Source organism: Candidatus Binatia bacterium (genome assembly GCA_029248525.1).
Classification (GTDB): Bacteria; Desulfobacterota; Binatia; order UBA12015; family UBA12015; genus UBA12015.
Window position 1 is genome coordinate 77,384 of sequence record JAQWJE010000013.1, and the last position, 14,893, is coordinate 92,276.

A 14,893-nucleotide genomic window follows, 5' to 3' on the forward strand; every position below is an offset into this window, starting at 1 on the left:
TCCTAGCCGGGAATGTGGGCCATGGGAAAAGGAACCCGATAAAACTGGATGCATATATTGCTCTTGCGGGTGGTCGAAGGATAGACCGGATTCGTGCCGACGAAATATCTCTCATGGGACGACGATACCGCGCTGCGATATCTGCATGCCGGGCCGACCACGCCGCCGGATGTCGTCCCGGACTGGACTCGCGGGGCTACCGTGGTGTTTCTTCATGGGGAAGGTGGCAGCGCCTCTCATTTCGATCCCCAAATGGCGTTCTTCGGCGAGAGCAACAGCCCGCTGGCTCTGGATCTGTTCGGTCACGGGCGGTCGACCGGGTTGACCGGGGCGGGGGGGATCGAGGCCTCCGCCATCTTGTTGCTCGGAGTCCTGAAGAGATTGTCCACGCCGCCAGTGGTTCTGGTGGGGCATGGCTCCGGGGGCCATATCGCCTTGCGGGCAGCAGCCATCGGGCCCGACCAGGTGCGGGCGGTCGTCACGTTGGGGGTCGGGGAATCCAGTGAATGGCCGGAGGCGGAGTTCTCCAAGTTGGAGGCCGTGGTGGCTGGACGAACGGGTCAGTTCTTTGACACGCCATTTTTTGCTCCGGAGACATCGCCGGATGTGATGCGAGCCTTCTGGGGCGGCATGTTGCAGACAGATCCTCGTGTTCGGTTGGAGGACCTTCGCGATTTCCGATCCTATCGATCGGAAGGACGCTTGCCCTCATCGAGTCTTCCCGTTCGCATTCTGAGGGGCGCGTCAGATGCTCTTTGTTCTGCTCCGGGTGCGGCGGCCTTGGCGGCAGCGTTGGGGGCTTCGGTCACGGAAATCCCCGACGCGGGACACGTGCCCCAGCTGGAAAACCCGGCCGCCGTTCACGAGGCAATTCTCGAGGTGTCCGGATGAGTTTTGCCGGAGGGATTGCTGTTGTGGGCGCATTTGAACATCCCACTCGTTTCGCACCGAATCGCACCGCCTACCAGATCGCCGCCGAGTCGGCTCGGGGAGCGCTTGCGGACGCGGGCCTGACGTTGGGGGATGTCGATGGCTACGCGACCAGCGGTGTCGGGCCCATGGGTGTTCTGTCCATGTGCCATCACCTGAATTTACAGCCCGATTGGGTGGACTCCACAAATATCGGCGGCTCCTCCTTTGTCGCGCAGGTCGCGAATGCGGGCGCGGCGATTCAGGCGGGTCTGTGCACGACGGTGTTGATCACTTACGGGAGCACTGCTGCTTCAGATCGTTTTGCGGTCGGTACCGGGGGCGGGATGAGCGGGGACCCCACGGATGCATTCGTCTTGCCCTATGGGCCGACCATTGTCGGCGCATACGGAATGGTCGCACAGCGTCATATGCACGAGTTCGGAACGACAGCCGAACAACTCGCGGAAGTTGCGGTCACCATGCGGAACCACGCCGCTCTGAACCCACGAGCCAAGTACCGCAACCGGATCACTGTCGAAGATGTTCTGGCCTCGAGGATGGTTTCTTCCCCGCTGCATCTTCTGGATTGCTGTCTGATCTCGGATGGCGGCGGGGCATTGGTCGTGACTTCGGCCGACCGCGCGCGCGATTTGCGCCAAAAGCCCATCCCCGTTCTGGGTAGTGGTCAGGCTGTGCGCCACTCCGGAACCGGTCACCGGGACCTCGTCGATATCGCTGCCCGACAATCCGGGGCTCATGCGTTTGCTCAGGCGGGGCTCGTTCCGAAAGATATCGATTTCTGCATGATTTATGATTCCTTCACCATCACCGTCCTCGCGACGTTGGAGAATCTGGGTTTCTGCCCGATGGGGGAAGGTGGTTCCTTTGTCGAAAACGGTGCCATTGGTTTGGGCGGTCGCCTTCCGCTGAACCCTGATGGTGGCGGACTTTCTTCCAATCATCCGGGGATGCGAGGGATCTTTTTGGTGATCGAAGCGGTTCGACAGTTGCGCGAGGAAGCCGGAGATCGACAGGTGGCAGGTGCGCGGACGGCTCTTTGCCATGGCACCGGTGGTTGGCTTGGGGTGATGCACTCCGGTGCCACATTAATTCTGGGAGAAGGGTAGGTCGATGTCGGAGCGTCCATTACCGCGAGTCGACGAGGAGTCCCGAGGGTACTGGGAAGCTGCCCGACGTCATCAGCTTCTTCTCCAGCGCTGCCGGGCTTGTGGGGCTTATCGACACCATCCACGGGCGGTTTGTCCGAATTGTCTCTCCTCGGAAGTCGAATGGGTGGTTTCTGTCGGGCGGGGCGAGATTTATACGTTCACGGTCACCTACCAAAACCAGTCCCCCGGTTTTGCTGGCCGCGTCCCCTACGTGCTTGCCTATGTCCTTTTGGAAGAGGGCATCCAGATTCTGACAAATATCGTCGATGCCGATCCGGCGGAGATCCGAATCGGTCAGGCGGTTCGGGTCTGTTTTGAGGATCTTGCGGAAGAGATCTCGATTCCTGTTTTTCGGCTTCTTTAGTGCAGGATCCGTCTGTCCGGGTTAGGTTGATCGAAAGATGATCCTCGATCTTCATGTGCATTCGGAACTGTCCGACGATAGCCGCGCCGGCGTGGAGACTTATCTCAAGGTTTTGCAACGCAAACGGGAGGAACGCCCTCTCGACGGGGTCGTTTTGACGGAGCATCGTCAGTGGAACGAGGAAGTCGACTATCGCCCTCTCGAGGATCAATACGAGATGAAAATCTTGCGGGGGGCCGAAGTCGAAACGGATTACGGACACGTCCTGCTTTATGGAGTGACTCCAGAGATCGCTTCACGGTTCGATTTTGCGGATGTTCGGCTGCCCGCCCAGAAGTTGGTAACCGAGGTCGAGGCGATGGGCGGCGTAGCGGTGCCGTGTCACCCGGGTCGAACGAATATCGGTCTATGTGCGCATTATGAAGACAAACCGCCGCTTGAGGGCGTCTGCGCTGTGGAGGCCATCAATGGTGGCAGCCGGGGCGACGAGGATGCACAAACCGCGTTGTTGATCGAAGAGCAGGGGTACGCGAGTTTTGGTGGAAGCGACGCTCATCTGGTGGCCTTCATCGGCCTGTGTGCGACAAAATTTCAGGATCCGATCGATACGGAGCAAGACCTGGTCGCAGCGCTGCGTGCAGGCCGATGCAATGCCGTCGATTTTCGCTGAGAAGGGATAGTGATGGCGGAAAATTCCGAAAGCGACCGCAGTGCAGGAGAATCAGTTCAGCGCCGTGGTAAAGATGCTTCCAAGCCGTACGGAATTTTTCTGCGGACCCTTGGTTGGCTTCTTTTGAAGTTGGGAGGATGGACGGTCACCGGGGAACGCCCCACGGCCAAGCGCCTGGTTGTCGTTGCCGCACCCCATACCTCGAATTGGGATTTCGTTTGGGTTCTGGCATTCGCGACGCATTACCAGCTGCGCATCTCATGGTTGGGAAAGAACACCCTGTTCAAAGCCCCGTTTGGAGGCTTTATGCGCTGGCTGGGAGGGATTCCTGTCTATCGCCAGAAAAAGACGAATCTCGTGGACGAGTTGGTCGAAACCTATGGGGAGTATGAAGCTCTGGCACTCACGGTTCCGCCCGAGGGAACCCGGGGACAGGCCGACTATTGGAAATCAGGCTTCTATCATATCGCCAAGGGAGCCGGAGTGCCGATTCTCCTGTCCTACCTTTGCTACGAGAACAAGATGGGCGGGTTTGGTCCGGAACTATGGACGTCGGATGATGTGCGCGCGGATATGGACAAGGTTCGGGCTTTCTATGCGGGCAAAGTCGGCAAACGTGCGGATCTAAGCTCGCGGATTCGATTGCGCGAAGAGGACGCGGCAGCCTCAGCCCCGGTCGAGCAGTGAGGGGTTGAACACCTCGGGTGGGCCCGGGTAGGGGTTCTTCTGACGAGCGGGGCAGCCTGCCAGCAGGAAGGTCATCACCACAACGAGGACCAGAGCCGTCGGTTTCTCGGAGCACGCAATCCTTTCCCCAAGGCAAATCATCGATCGCAACATTGTGCGTGAATATACACGTCGGACCATCGGGAAGGAAGGTTTGTCGGTATACCGCCGGCACTGATTATCTCCTGTATCTGGACAATCCAGCTCATGAATGAGTGGATCAGGAGCCTGTCGAGCGTTTCTCGGCTTGAGGGTCTCGATCGGGCAAGCAGGCTGGCAATCGTCATTCCCATGGATAAGGTTCGGACGGGCGCACGCTTCTTGTGGAAGAAGCCTCTCGGCCGAGAGTGCAGGGATGGAGGGAAACTTTGTGGGTGGTCTTCGGGGCAGGAATCTGAGTGATCGAGCAGAAGCGGTCGGCTTGCGGCTTCTGCTAGGGACTCTCGGCAGCCTGCCGGAGCCCTGGTCCGTGGGGTTGGCCTCCGGCGTTTCGCGAGGAGCGATGCGCTTTCTCGAGCGGCTCCATGGCCTCGGTTTGGCCAATTTGGAGATTGCCTTTCCCGACAAGGACGATGCCTGGCGGGAGGCGACCCTGCGCGATTCTTTTGACAATTTGGGCCGTCTTGCCGGCGAACTCGCACACTTTTCGGAACTGAACACCGGCAATATTCGGGATCGCGTTGGTTTTGCTTCGCCGGCGGACGAGCAGCGCTGGCGAGAGGGCGTCGTTCAGGGGCCATGCGTGGTCGCGACCGGTCATTTTGGTAATTGGGAAATGTTCGCGCAGGCTCAGGGGTTTCTCGGGCACCCGATTTCGCTGGTCTATCGCCGATTCAAGAACCCGCTGGTCGAAGCGCAGATCGCGGCGATCCGCAGTCGTCCGGGCACTCGGATGCTCGCCAAGCGATCGGCTGCCCGGGAGTTGTTGCAGCGCCTCCGTGGTGGCGAACTCGTCGCGCTGCCGATCGATCAGCACGAACCAGCGGGGCATGGTTTTCCCGTGCCGTTTTTTGGCCGGCCGGCCTCAACCACGCTTGGTCCGGCACGACTGGCACAGCTGGTACAGGCACCGCTTCAAGTGGCGGTGATGGCGCGAGTCGGCCGCACGAATCAGCACGAGATCATCGTGCAGGAGCCGATCGCTCCGCCGCCCAAACGCGACAAGGATCCGGCTCTGCTGATTGAAATGATGACGAAGGTGAACGCCTCCTACGAAGATTGTATTCGCCGATATCCGGGCCAATGGCTCTGGATGCATCGCCGCTGGCGAGGCTGAGGCCTTTGTCGGCTCGCGGATCTCCTGATAAGCAAAATCCATGGCTACAGCGGCGAAGCGAAAGGCAGGGGGGGAGGCGGGAAAGCCTGCTCGGGGTTCTTCCTCCGACGAGCTCGCTCTTCTCCGCAAAGAGGTCGAAGGTGCCGAGGCGAAAAAAACGCGAGCTATCAATCGAGCCACCAAGGCGCTGCGCGTCGAGAATGAGGAGCTGGAGGCTCACCTGACCCATGCGGTCAAGGAAATCGGTCATTTGCGATTCGTTCTGGAAAAGGTGGTCAGTCTCGAGAGCGAATTGCGCTCACGTGATCAGGAGATCCAGCGGCTCAAGGATGAAATCGTGCGCCTCGAAGCGGCAGTGGCCAGTGGTCGGCCGACGGCGCTCGCGGCGGCGGCGGCGGCCGGTTCTACCGGCTCTCGGGGGATGGATGCCCTCCTGGGTCGCAAGCGCGCCCCGGGCTCCTGACCACTTTCGACCGAGATTTCCAACCGATTTTCCGCCGACTTGTCGACAAAATAGCCGTGCCAGTCGACTTCCAACCTCCGGGGGCGAAAATCCGGAACAGCTGATAGGTTGGCAGCATGGCTATGGACTCCAATCCGATTCTCGCACCTTCATTTTTGGGCACGGCCGCACCGGGTGTGCATGTGCTTGGTGGCATGGGCAACGCACTTTCCGTGGAGATGGAGCAGGGGGTCCTCCAGCTCGACACCGGGAATTCCGCCGAGAAGGCACGCGAGATGTTGGATCGTTTGCGGGAGATCACCGAGGCGCCAATTTTTGCGATTGTCTATTCGCATGGTCATCTGGGGTACAACGATGCGATCGCGACCTGGTTGGAACATTGCGAGGAACGAGGTGATCCTCGGCCGCGCGTGATTGCCCACGAGAACCTTGTGACTCGCTGGAAGCGATATCGCGAGACTGAAGGGCTGCAAAAGTTTTTTGCCGAGATCCAGCTCCGGCTACCTGTGGGAATTCTCGGCGATCATCCTCTCACCTTGGAGATGCCCAACGAGACTTTTACCGACGCGATGGTTTTCGATGATGGCAATCGACGTGTCGAGCTGCTCTGGGCTCCCTCGGAAACCGACGATGCAGTGGCCCTTTGGTTGCCGCAAGAAAAAGTTCTCTACGGGGGAGCGGCGGTCACACCGAATATCCCCAATATAGGCACACCTCTCCGCACCCAGCGCTATGCGGTGCGATGGGCCGAGACTCTTGAGAGACTGGCTTCGCTGGACGCCGAGCTGATGGTCATGGAATTTGGGCCCTCGGTGGAAGGAAGCGAAAAGATTCGTACCGTCTTGCTGTCCATGGCCGAAGCGCTGCGATGGGTGCGGGAACGAGTGGTCGAGGGCCTCAATGGGGGGATGGGGATCGAGGAAATTCTTGCCGGTATCGAGTACCCGGAAGCCCTTTTCGGCCTACCCTGGATGACGCCAACCTATGGACATCCCGATTTCATTGCGCGGGATATTTTCCGTTCCGAGACCGGATGGTGGGACCGAAATCCGACGAACCTGCATCCGGCGACCCCGGATGCGTCTGGCCGGGCGATCTTGTCGGCAATTGCCGACAAAGGCGCGGTTCTTGCCCGTGCGCAGGAGTTGCTCGATGCAGGCGAACCGCAATTGGCACTGCACGTGATCGATTTGCTCGCGCTCGCCCCGGGCGACACCGCCGAAGTCATCGACGCTCGCAAGCTCAAGGCTCGACTTTGCCGTATTCTGGCCGAGGAGGCCCCGAGCTTTGTTTCCCAAAGCCTGTATATATCCAGTGGACGAATTTTGAAGCGCGGCGCCCCGCATCCGACGGGTATCCGTTGATATCTTCGAAGCGCCCTCCCCTGAATTTACAACATGAAAAAAACGCGATGAAGACTGCCAATCAATCTGCACAACCGAAAGTTTCGACCAAGGAGAAAATCCTCGCCGCCGCGCAGGAAGTTTTTTCCGAAAAGGGTTTCAAAGGCGCCTCCACGCGTGAGATCGCGGCTCGCGCCTCGGTTAATATTTCGAGTCTCCACTATCATTGGGATTCGAAGGAAGTTCTTTTTACGGCGATCCTGACCCAGGTGCAGGACCAGTTGGTATCGCGACTGACGGATGTCGTCGGCGATCGCACCCCGGAGACGCCTGTCGAAGCGCGTCGCACCGTCGAAGTCGCTATGGGTGCTGCCTTCGATTTCTTTGCTGAAGATTTGACGGTTCCGCGCTTGCTGATGCGAAGGATGATCGACGGGACCGAAGACATGAGTGAGGGCGAGCGCGAGGCGCTCGACAACTCCTGGTCGACTTTCCTCGATTGGGTGCGAACCTTCACGGGCGGCAAGGTGGATCCGGCCGAAGCGACCTTTTATATGGTAACCATCCAGTCGGTTGTTCTGGTCTTGATGTTGGACAGCCCGATGGTTTCTGCGGCTGTCGGCGGCGCTGTCGAGGAAGATTCCGTTCGTCAGGAATTACGCCAGCGCGTAATTGCACTGGTCGAAAAACTTTTCGATGTGGACGAAGCCTCGGGAAGGTCATTTTGAAAGCTTTTGTCACCGCGCCGTTTGCGGCGGATCAGCTGGAGCGGCTGGGGAGCATCATGCCGTTTCATCATGAGGATTGGCGCGAGACGAAGAATATATTCTTCGAAGGAGCTGCATTCGCGGAAAGGCTTCGTGCGGAAGGTTGTGATGTCATCATCACTGAAGCCGACGAAATTCGGAAGGAACTACTCGACCTCGTCGATATAAAGATGATCGGAACTTGTCGCGGTAGTCCGGTGAACGTGGACCTCGACGTGGCTGCGACCCGCGGTATACCTGTCTTCCATACGCCGGCTCGGAATGCCGAAGCGGTTGCGGATATCACGCTCTGCTTTATGTTGATGATCTTGCGCCATATCCATCCGGCCATCGAATGGGTAAAGTCCGACCGGTCGTCGCTCCCGGATGCGAACGAGTTCATCACGATGTACGACGCGATGACAGGGTCGGAGTTGCACGGACGAACGGTCGGCTTGATTGGTTTCGGCGCGATCGGCCAGCGAGTGGCGCGTCGGGTGCAGGCATTTGGTGCTCGAGTCGTTGCTCACGATCCGCATGTAGCGGAAGCGGTTTTCGAGCAAAACGACGCTCGCTGCGGAAGCCTGACCGAAGTCTTGCAGCAGGCCGATCTTCTCTCCTTGCACGTGGCGGACGTGCCCGAGACCAAGAATTTGCTCGGACCCGAGGAGATTGCCCAAATGAAGCCGGGTGCTTATTTTATCAATACGGCCCGGGCGGCGTCGGTGGACGCCGATGCTCTTTATGACGCTCTCGCGTCGGGCCGCCTTTCCGCGGCCGCGCTGGATGTTCTCTGGGAGGAGCCCGTCCGTTCAGACGATCGGTTCGTGCTGTTGCCCAACGTGATAGCGACTCCACATATCGGTGGCGCCAGCCGAGATGTGATCACGCACCAGTCTGCGATGATTGTCGACGCAATCGAAGCCTGGCTGCGTGGCGATCGACCGAACCATTTGGCCAATCCGGCGGTGCTGGATCATCGTTAAGCAGCTTGGCCGAGGCACGCGTTGATTGCCGCTGCGGATGCTGTTCCCACTCAGCGCGGAACCGGGCTTGGCGGGGTTTTCATCGGGCCGGCGGGTTTCCAGCCGCTTTCCTTCATGACCTCGAATACGTGCACCATATTCAGATGATCGTACTCGGAGGAGAACTTTCCGTCCCCGGCATAGTCGAGAACGGAGAGCCCGGGGGCTTCATAGAAGCTGCCATCAGCGCGCTGACCGGGTAGCCGATTCATCCAGGCGGACACCAGTCGATTCCCATCGACCATCGACCACTGGTGCGGGAAGGTCCAGCCTTCGAGTCCTTGCATGGAATCTTCGAAGAAAGTTTCGATGGCCTGCCGGCCGTGGACGCGTCCCCAGGCAGGATCGACAAAGGTGGCATCCTCGGTGAAGAACTCGGAGAGAGCAGACCAGGGAAGTTCCCCGGTTTCGACGCGATCGCGCGTTGCGACCAGCCGTTTGTAGGTATTCAAAATTTCCTCATCAAGTTTGCTCATTGAGATGAACCTCCGGCACCTAACTCAGGACAAATCGGATCGAAGTGCAAGCAGATCCAGTTTTTCGAACGAGATCGGGCTTGATGGAGGATCTCTCATGGACGTTGAACTTCGCTTTATGCGGGCAGCGTGACTTGCTGGCAGCCTCTCAGCACCCTTAGACTGCTGATAATGTCTCCCGAGTCAGGATTTCTCGTGCCGGTCAGCGAAGAGCAGATTCGTCGCGAACGCCAGAAGGCTCGCGAGATTCGGAAAAGTCCCTGGTGGAAACGGCGAAAGTCGTCGGGCCTCTGCCACTATTGTGGCGCGGATGTCGGTGCCGCAGAATTGACGATGGATCATATCGTTCCGGTGATCCGTGGCGGGCGATCCGCGCGCGGGAACCTTGTGGCGGCTTGCAAGCCCTGCAACACCGAGAAGAAACACGCTTTGGATTTTGAATGGGAACCCAAGGGCGAGATGTTGCGCTCCATCGAGTCCCGGATGCGAAAAGCGGAGGCGCAACTTCTCGACGAGAAGGACCCGCACCGTGCCGCTGTCGCCATGGTTCTCGCCCCTCATCCGGATGGCCCCAAGGTGCTGATGATCCGGAGAGCCGAGCATCCCGAGGATCCTTGGTCGGGGCATATGGCTTTTCCGGGCGGCCGCAGCGAGCCTGAAGATCTGTCGCTGGTCCAAACGGCGATTCGGGAGACGCTGGAAGAGGTAGGCGTTGACCTGACGAGTCACGGGGAGTTGATTACCCCGATGAACGAGTTGCCAGCCTATTCCAGTGGTCGCCCCGTCGGGATGGTGGTCAGCCCATTTCTGTTCAGTCTCGACCGCGTCAGGGAGACCAAAATCGACCCGGAGGAGGTGGCCGCGGCACTCTGGCTTCCGTTGGCGTCCTTCCGGGATAAATCAAACCACCGTCAAACGCTTATCGATACGCCGAAATTCAAGTCGGAGGTTCAGGCTTTTGTGGTGGAGGAGCAGATCGTCTGGGGACTGACGCACCGCATGATCGAGAATTTTCTGGCCGCCGCCTTTGCGGAGGGACCCGATAGCTAGCGCGGTCGGGTTGGCACTCAGAGCGCGGGATCGATCGTGAGTTGAAAGTTCGATCCCTGACCGAGCCGGGACTCAACTACCAGATCGCCGCCGAGAAGTTGCGCCAGGTGTCGCGAGATTGGCAGGCCGAGGCCGGTTCCTTCATGGGTGCGTGTCGTGGACATATCGCCGAGAGTGAAGGGCTCGAATATTCGATCGATCTGGTCTGCGGCAATGCCGGGGCCGGTATCCTCGATATCGAACCGGAGGCGACGCCCTTCGGCGATTGAAGAGACTCGGACCACGATGGACCCCTCTTCGGTAAATTTGGTGGCATTGCCGACCAGATTTACCAGAGCTTGTCGGAGTCGGAGAGCGTCGGTGTGGACGAGTACCGGAACATCGGCCTCGATTTCGCAGCGGACGGCCAGGCCCTTCTGTTCCGCCTTGACGCTGACAAGCTCCACGACTTCCTGAAGGATTTCCTTGGGGTCGCAATCTGCCTTGGCCACAGGGAGTTTGCCCGATTGAATCGCGGTCAGATCAAGCAGGTCGTTGATGATATGTAGCAGATGGCGACCGCTTTTCTCGATCGAGCTGGTGAATTCAAGACGCGAATCCTGTGGCAGGCCGTCGTCTTGCAGAATTTCGGCAAAGCCGAGAATGGCCGAAAGAGGAGTTCGCAATTCGTGGCTCATATTGGCGAGAAACTCAGTCTTCGCCCGGCTGGCATTTTCAGCAGATGACAGGGCGCTGCGGAGGTGATTGGTCACCTGCTGGCGCTGCTCAGCCTCGGTCTCGAGCTGGGTCGTGGTGACCTCGAGGTCACGGGTGCGCTCGGCAATCTGTCGCTTCAGACGTTCTTGTTCGCGGAGCTCGGCTACCATCACGTTGAATTCCTGAATCAACGGGCCGAACTCGTCGGCGCGGAGGAGGTCGATCTGCACGTCCAGGTCTCCGGTCGCTACGCTCTGTGCGGCGTGGCGCAGTTTTTCGACGGGCTCGACCAGCAGTCGAGACATCAGCCAGGCACTGACCAAAGCGAAGCCGACGGCCATGAACGAAACCGCACCCGCAAAAAGTCGATCTGCTCCCATATTGTCCGAGCCGAGAACCAGAAGGAGCAAGGAGAAAACCGGACAGACCGCGGCTGTGACCAGCCAGAGCATACCGCGACCACGCAGGGAAAGCGGATGGACACCGGCGGACTCCGAGGGGGCTATGTTCTGGAAGAGACGCCCATAGAGCCAACGCTCCGTTGCCAGTTCGACAACGAACACCCCCTGGCTGACCGATGTCAGACCGGCGATCGCAATCGAGATCGGCATATGAGTCAGGAGCCGGGGGTCGAGAGGGGTTTCGGCCATCAGCATGAGCGGAATCAGCAGGCCCGGAATACAGAGCAACCACCCGGCCGCGGTTACGCCACCGAACCACCAAGGCAGGTGAACCGCACGGCGTTGCGCTCGCTCCAGCATCGGCTGAGACAGAGTCTCGCCTTTTTCCAGACGGCTCAGCGGGCGATAAAGCCAAGCGACCGCGAGGAGCCAAATTCCTGTTAATACAGGGTAAATAGTAATATTAAAAAGGAAGATCGTGCGCGTGAAGAGCTTGATCTGATCGCCCACCAGGAAGGGCGTGACGTGGGTCGTATTGTACCAGATGTTGAAAATGCTGCCGATAATCTGGGTCAGGAGGGGCAGGCCGGCGACCATCAATAATGTGCGGCTCACAGAGCGGCCGGGGACCTTCCAGTAAGGGGAAGAAGATGCGTCGCTGCCCCGGGAAGACATCTGCCCCCTGCCTGCCGACGCCTGACCGAAAGGACTTGAAGGCGTGACGATCGACGCGGCATGGCTGCCGATTTTTGGAATCATTTCCCCCACAGGGTAAATTATCGGCCCTCTGCGAGATTAAAGAGTAGGTGTAAATACCTACTTCGGCCTTTTTTTTCCGATTTTTGGGCCATTCTCGCTAGAATTCGCCATCGAGTCTGCACGAATCCGCCCACAGACGATTGTTCCTGCGGGCATTAATCGCGAGAAGGAAGAGTTATGAGCCGTTTTGATTTTGATCTTTTCACGATCGGTGCCGGGTCCGGAGGCGTCCGCGCCAGCCGTATGGCAGCGAGTTATGGGGCGCGCGTCGCGGTTGCCGAAGAGCAAAGGTTGGGGGGCACCTGTGTCAATGTCGGCTGCATCCCCAAAAAACTATTGGTCTACGCCTCACATTATTCCGAAGATTTTCATGACGCTGCAGGGTTCGGATGGACCGTCGGAGAAACCTCCTTCTCGTGGTCGGCCCTGATTGCGAACAAGGACGCGGAAATCCTCCGCTTGAACGGGATCTACCAGTCCATTCTGGAGACAGCCGGCGTCGAGATCATTCACGGTCATGCGAAGCTGGTGGATCCGCATACTGTCTCGGTCGATGGCAAGCTCCATACGGCCAAACACATCCTTCTCGCGACGGGTTCGTCGCCCGTTTGGCCGGAGATCGAGGGCTCCGAGATCGCGATTACCTCCGATGAGATGTTTGCGCTTCCCGATCAGCCCGAGCGGATTCTCGTCGTTGGGGGCGGCTATATTGCGGTGGAATTTGCCGGCATCATGCGGGGGTTGGGATCGTCCGTGACGCAGATCTATCGCGGGCCGCTTTTTCTGCGTGGCTTTGATAACGACGTCCGCGCGGCGCTGGCTGAGGAGATGCGAAAGAAGGATATCGATCTGCGCTTCGACACGGACGTGGTGCGACTCGAGCGCATGGAGACCGGGATCCGAGTCGTTCTGAACAACGGCCAGGAGCTGGAGGTCGATCAGGCTCTCTATGCGATTGGTCGTCGTCCCTTGACCCGCGATTTGGGTCTGGCTGAAGCCGGTGTGGCGGTCTCTCCCCAAGGAGCTGTTCTGGTGGACGAATACAGCTGCACCAATATTCCGAGTGTCCATGCGATTGGCGATATTACCGACCGGATTCAGCTCACTCCTGTGGCCATCCATGAGGGCATGGCCCTCGCGGCGACGCTTTTCGATGGCCGACCGACCCCGGTCGACCACGCGAATATACCTTCGGCTGTGTTCAGTCAGCCCAGTTTCGCATCCGTCGGGATGACCGAGGAAGAGGCTCGCGAGGTATCTACGGAGGTGGAGATTTTCCGATCTCGTTTTCGCATCTTGAAGCATACCCTCACGGGCAGCGATGAAACCATGATGATGAAGTTGATTGTCGAGCGGAATAATCGGCTTGTTCTCGGGTTGCATGTGCTGGGTCCCGAGGCGGGGGAAATCGTGCAGGGATTTGCGGTGGCGATCAAGGCAGGACTGACCAAGGAGCAATTTGACGACACCGTCGGGATCCATCCGACGGCCGCCGAGGAACTGGTCACCATGCGGACGCCGGTAGGCGAGTAAACTTCCGGTTGGCAGAGCTGCATTGGTTGGTTAACTCTTGGCCATGGCACGGATCAACGAGAACTATCTCAAGCTGCAGGCAGGTTATCTCTTTCCCGAAATCGGACGCCGCGTCGGTGCGTTCAGCAAGGAGAACCCGAAGGCCTCGATCATCAAATTAGGTATCGGCGATGTGACCGAGCCTCTGGTCCCTGCGGTGGTCGAGGCGATGCATGCCGCGGTTGACGAGATGGCAACTCAGGCTGGTTTTCGGGGCTACGGCCCCGAGCAGGGCTACGACTTTCTGAATGAAACCATTCGGGAGCATGATTTTGCGGCTCGCGGAGTCGAGCTGTCTGCGGATGAATTATTTATCTCGGACGGATCGAAATGTGATAGCGGCAATATTCAGGAGATCTTCGGGCTCGATAATATTGTCGCCTTGACCGATCCGGTCTATCCCGTCTACCTCGACACCAATGTCATGGCTGGTCGCAGCGGCCCTGCGGGTGATGACGGCAAATATGCAGGAATCGTCTATATGCCGGCGACTGCTGAAAACTCCTTTACGCCGACGCCTCCCGATGTTCCGGTCGATCTGATTTATCTATGCTCCCCGAATAACCCGACAGGGATGGCTGCGACCCGGGAGCAGTTGGCGATGTGGGTGGCGTACGCCAAGGAGAATAGCGCCGTCATTCTCTTTGACGCTGCGTATGAGGGCTTTATCTCCAACCCGGATATTCCGCACTCGATCTATGAGATCGAAGGCGCTCGAGAAGTGGCCCTGGAATTTCGAAGCTTCTCGAAAAGTGCCGGATTCACCGGGACACGTTGCGCCTTTACCGTCGTTCCGAAGGAAGTCATGGGAACGACTGCCGCAGGCGACAAGGTGCCGCTCAACGGACTGTGGAACCGTCGGCATTGTACGAAATTCAACGGGGTCTCCTATCCCGTCCAGCGCGCGGCTGCAGCCGTCTATACGCCCGAGGGGCGACAGCAGACGCGCAAGATCGTCTCGTTCTATATGGAAAACGCAGTCCGGATTCGTGAGGGACTTGCGGACTCGGGGTTCGAAGTCTTCGGTGGGGTGGATGCACCCTATATCTGGTTCCGGACGCCGACCGGCACGACTTCGTGGGACTTCTTCGATCAATTGCTGACGCAGGCCGAAGTTGTCGGGACGCCTGGGTCAGGCTTTGGCCCTTCGGGTGAGGGGTATTTCCGACTCAGTGCCTTCAACTCTCGGGAAAATGTCGAAGAGGCGTTGCGCCGGATCTCTGCGGTCTCCTGGTAGGAGAGGAA

16 protein-coding genes and 1 pseudogene are annotated in these 14,893 nt (G+C 58.8%); 14 read left to right on the forward strand and 3 right to left on the reverse strand.

Annotation, left to right across the window (positions count from 1 at the left end):
* The first annotated feature begins 93 nt into the window (after nt 1–93).
* The 5 genes from P8K07_02980 to P8K07_03000 are packed head-to-tail and all read left to right on the forward strand — an operon-like array spanning nt 94 to nt 3,802.
* The gene (locus P8K07_02980; GenBank protein ID MDG1957483.1) at nt 94–891 is read left to right on the forward strand and encodes an alpha/beta hydrolase; all 798 of its coding nucleotides are present in this window, start codon (nt 94–96) and stop codon (nt 889–891) included.
* Nucleotides 888–2,039: an acetyl-CoA acetyltransferase gene (locus P8K07_02985; protein ID MDG1957484.1), complete on the forward strand. Its 1,152-nt coding sequence runs from the start codon at nt 888–890 to the stop codon at nt 2,037–2,039. The genes P8K07_02980 and P8K07_02985 overlap by 4 nt, the downstream gene beginning before the upstream one ends.
* 4 nt (nt 2,040–2,043) lie before the next feature.
* A complete protein-coding gene (locus P8K07_02990) occupies nt 2,044–2,445 on the forward strand; it encodes a Zn-ribbon domain-containing OB-fold protein (protein MDG1957485.1) in 402 nt (133 codons plus the stop codon).
* Between the two features lie 37 nt (nt 2,446–2,482).
* On the forward strand, nt 2,483–3,115 hold the full coding sequence (locus P8K07_02995; GenBank protein MDG1957486.1) for a PHP-associated domain-containing protein: 633 nt from the start codon (nt 2,483–2,485) through the stop codon (nt 3,113–3,115).
* Nucleotides 3,116–3,127: 12 nt separating this feature from the next.
* On the forward strand, nt 3,128–3,802 hold the full coding sequence (locus P8K07_03000) for a 1-acyl-sn-glycerol-3-phosphate acyltransferase (GenBank protein ID MDG1957487.1): 675 nt from the start codon (nt 3,128–3,130) through the stop codon (nt 3,800–3,802).
* Here the strand turns inward: P8K07_03000 and P8K07_03005 are convergent.
* On the reverse strand, nt 3,782–3,955 hold the full coding sequence (locus tag P8K07_03005) for a hypothetical protein (GenBank protein MDG1957488.1): 174 nt from the start codon (nt 3,953–3,955) through the stop codon (nt 3,782–3,784). The two genes, P8K07_03000 and P8K07_03005, sit on opposite strands and share 21 nt — an antisense overlap.
* A gap of 241 nt (nt 3,956–4,196) precedes the next feature.
* On the opposite strand from P8K07_03005, the gene P8K07_03010 reads away from it, so the two are divergent.
* The 5 genes from P8K07_03010 to P8K07_03030 all read left to right on the forward strand — a co-directional run bounded on the left by P8K07_03010 (nt 4,197) and on the right by P8K07_03030 (nt 8,655).
* Nucleotides 4,197–5,117, forward strand: a complete 921-nt coding sequence (locus tag P8K07_03010; GenBank protein ID MDG1957489.1) for a lysophospholipid acyltransferase family protein — start codon at nt 4,197–4,199, stop codon at nt 5,115–5,117.
* Nucleotides 5,118–5,157: 40 nt separating this feature from the next.
* Entirely contained in the window at nt 5,158–5,580 is a 423-nt protein-coding gene (locus tag P8K07_03015) for a hypothetical protein (GenBank protein MDG1957490.1), read from the forward strand.
* 116 nt (nt 5,581–5,696) lie between these two features.
* Complete coding sequence (locus P8K07_03020) at nt 5,697–6,944, forward strand: alkyl sulfatase dimerization domain-containing protein (GenBank protein MDG1957491.1); 1,248 nt, start codon at nt 5,697–5,699, stop codon at nt 6,942–6,944.
* 47 nt (nt 6,945–6,991) lie between these two features.
* The gene (locus P8K07_03025; protein ID MDG1957492.1) at nt 6,992–7,651 is read left to right on the forward strand and encodes a TetR/AcrR family transcriptional regulator; all 660 of its coding nucleotides are present in this window, start codon (nt 6,992–6,994) and stop codon (nt 7,649–7,651) included.
* Nucleotides 7,648–8,655, forward strand: coding sequence for an NAD(P)-dependent oxidoreductase (locus P8K07_03030; protein ID MDG1957493.1), 1,008 nt, complete (start codon nt 7,648–7,650; stop codon nt 8,653–8,655). The genes P8K07_03025 and P8K07_03030 overlap by 4 nt, the downstream gene beginning before the upstream one ends.
* Nucleotides 8,656–8,705: 50 nt before the next feature.
* Here P8K07_03030 and P8K07_03035 read toward each other — a convergent pair whose 3' ends face one another.
* Nucleotides 8,706–9,170: a nuclear transport factor 2 family protein gene (locus P8K07_03035; GenBank protein MDG1957494.1), complete on the reverse strand. Its 465-nt coding sequence runs from the start codon at nt 9,168–9,170 to the stop codon at nt 8,706–8,708.
* A 171-nt stretch (nt 9,171–9,341) separates the two neighbouring features.
* Between P8K07_03035 and P8K07_03040 the strand changes: the two are divergent.
* Both P8K07_03040 and P8K07_03045 read left to right on the forward strand, forming a co-directional pair.
* A pseudogene (locus P8K07_03040) lies at nt 9,342–9,617 on the forward strand (HNH endonuclease).
* 36 nt (nt 9,618–9,653) lie between these two features.
* Nucleotides 9,654–10,220, forward strand: a complete 567-nt coding sequence (locus tag P8K07_03045) for a CoA pyrophosphatase (GenBank protein ID MDG1957495.1) — start codon at nt 9,654–9,656, stop codon at nt 10,218–10,220.
* A gap of 17 nt (nt 10,221–10,237) precedes the next feature.
* On the opposite strand, the gene P8K07_03050 is transcribed toward P8K07_03045, so the two are convergent.
* A complete protein-coding gene (locus P8K07_03050) occupies nt 10,238–11,932 on the reverse strand; it encodes an ATP-binding protein (protein MDG1957496.1) in 1,695 nt (564 codons plus the stop codon).
* A 321-nt stretch (nt 11,933–12,253) separates the two neighbouring features.
* Here P8K07_03050 and gor point away from each other — a divergent pair, with 321 nt between their 5' ends.
* Both gor and P8K07_03060 read left to right on the forward strand, forming a co-directional pair.
* Complete coding sequence (gor, locus tag P8K07_03055; protein MDG1957497.1) at nt 12,254–13,609, forward strand: glutathione-disulfide reductase; 1,356 nt, start codon at nt 12,254–12,256, stop codon at nt 13,607–13,609.
* Between the two features lie 43 nt (nt 13,610–13,652).
* The gene (locus P8K07_03060) at nt 13,653–14,885 is read left to right on the forward strand and encodes an LL-diaminopimelate aminotransferase (GenBank protein ID MDG1957498.1); all 1,233 of its coding nucleotides are present in this window, start codon (nt 13,653–13,655) and stop codon (nt 14,883–14,885) included.
* Nucleotides 14,886–14,893 lie beyond the last annotated feature (8 nt).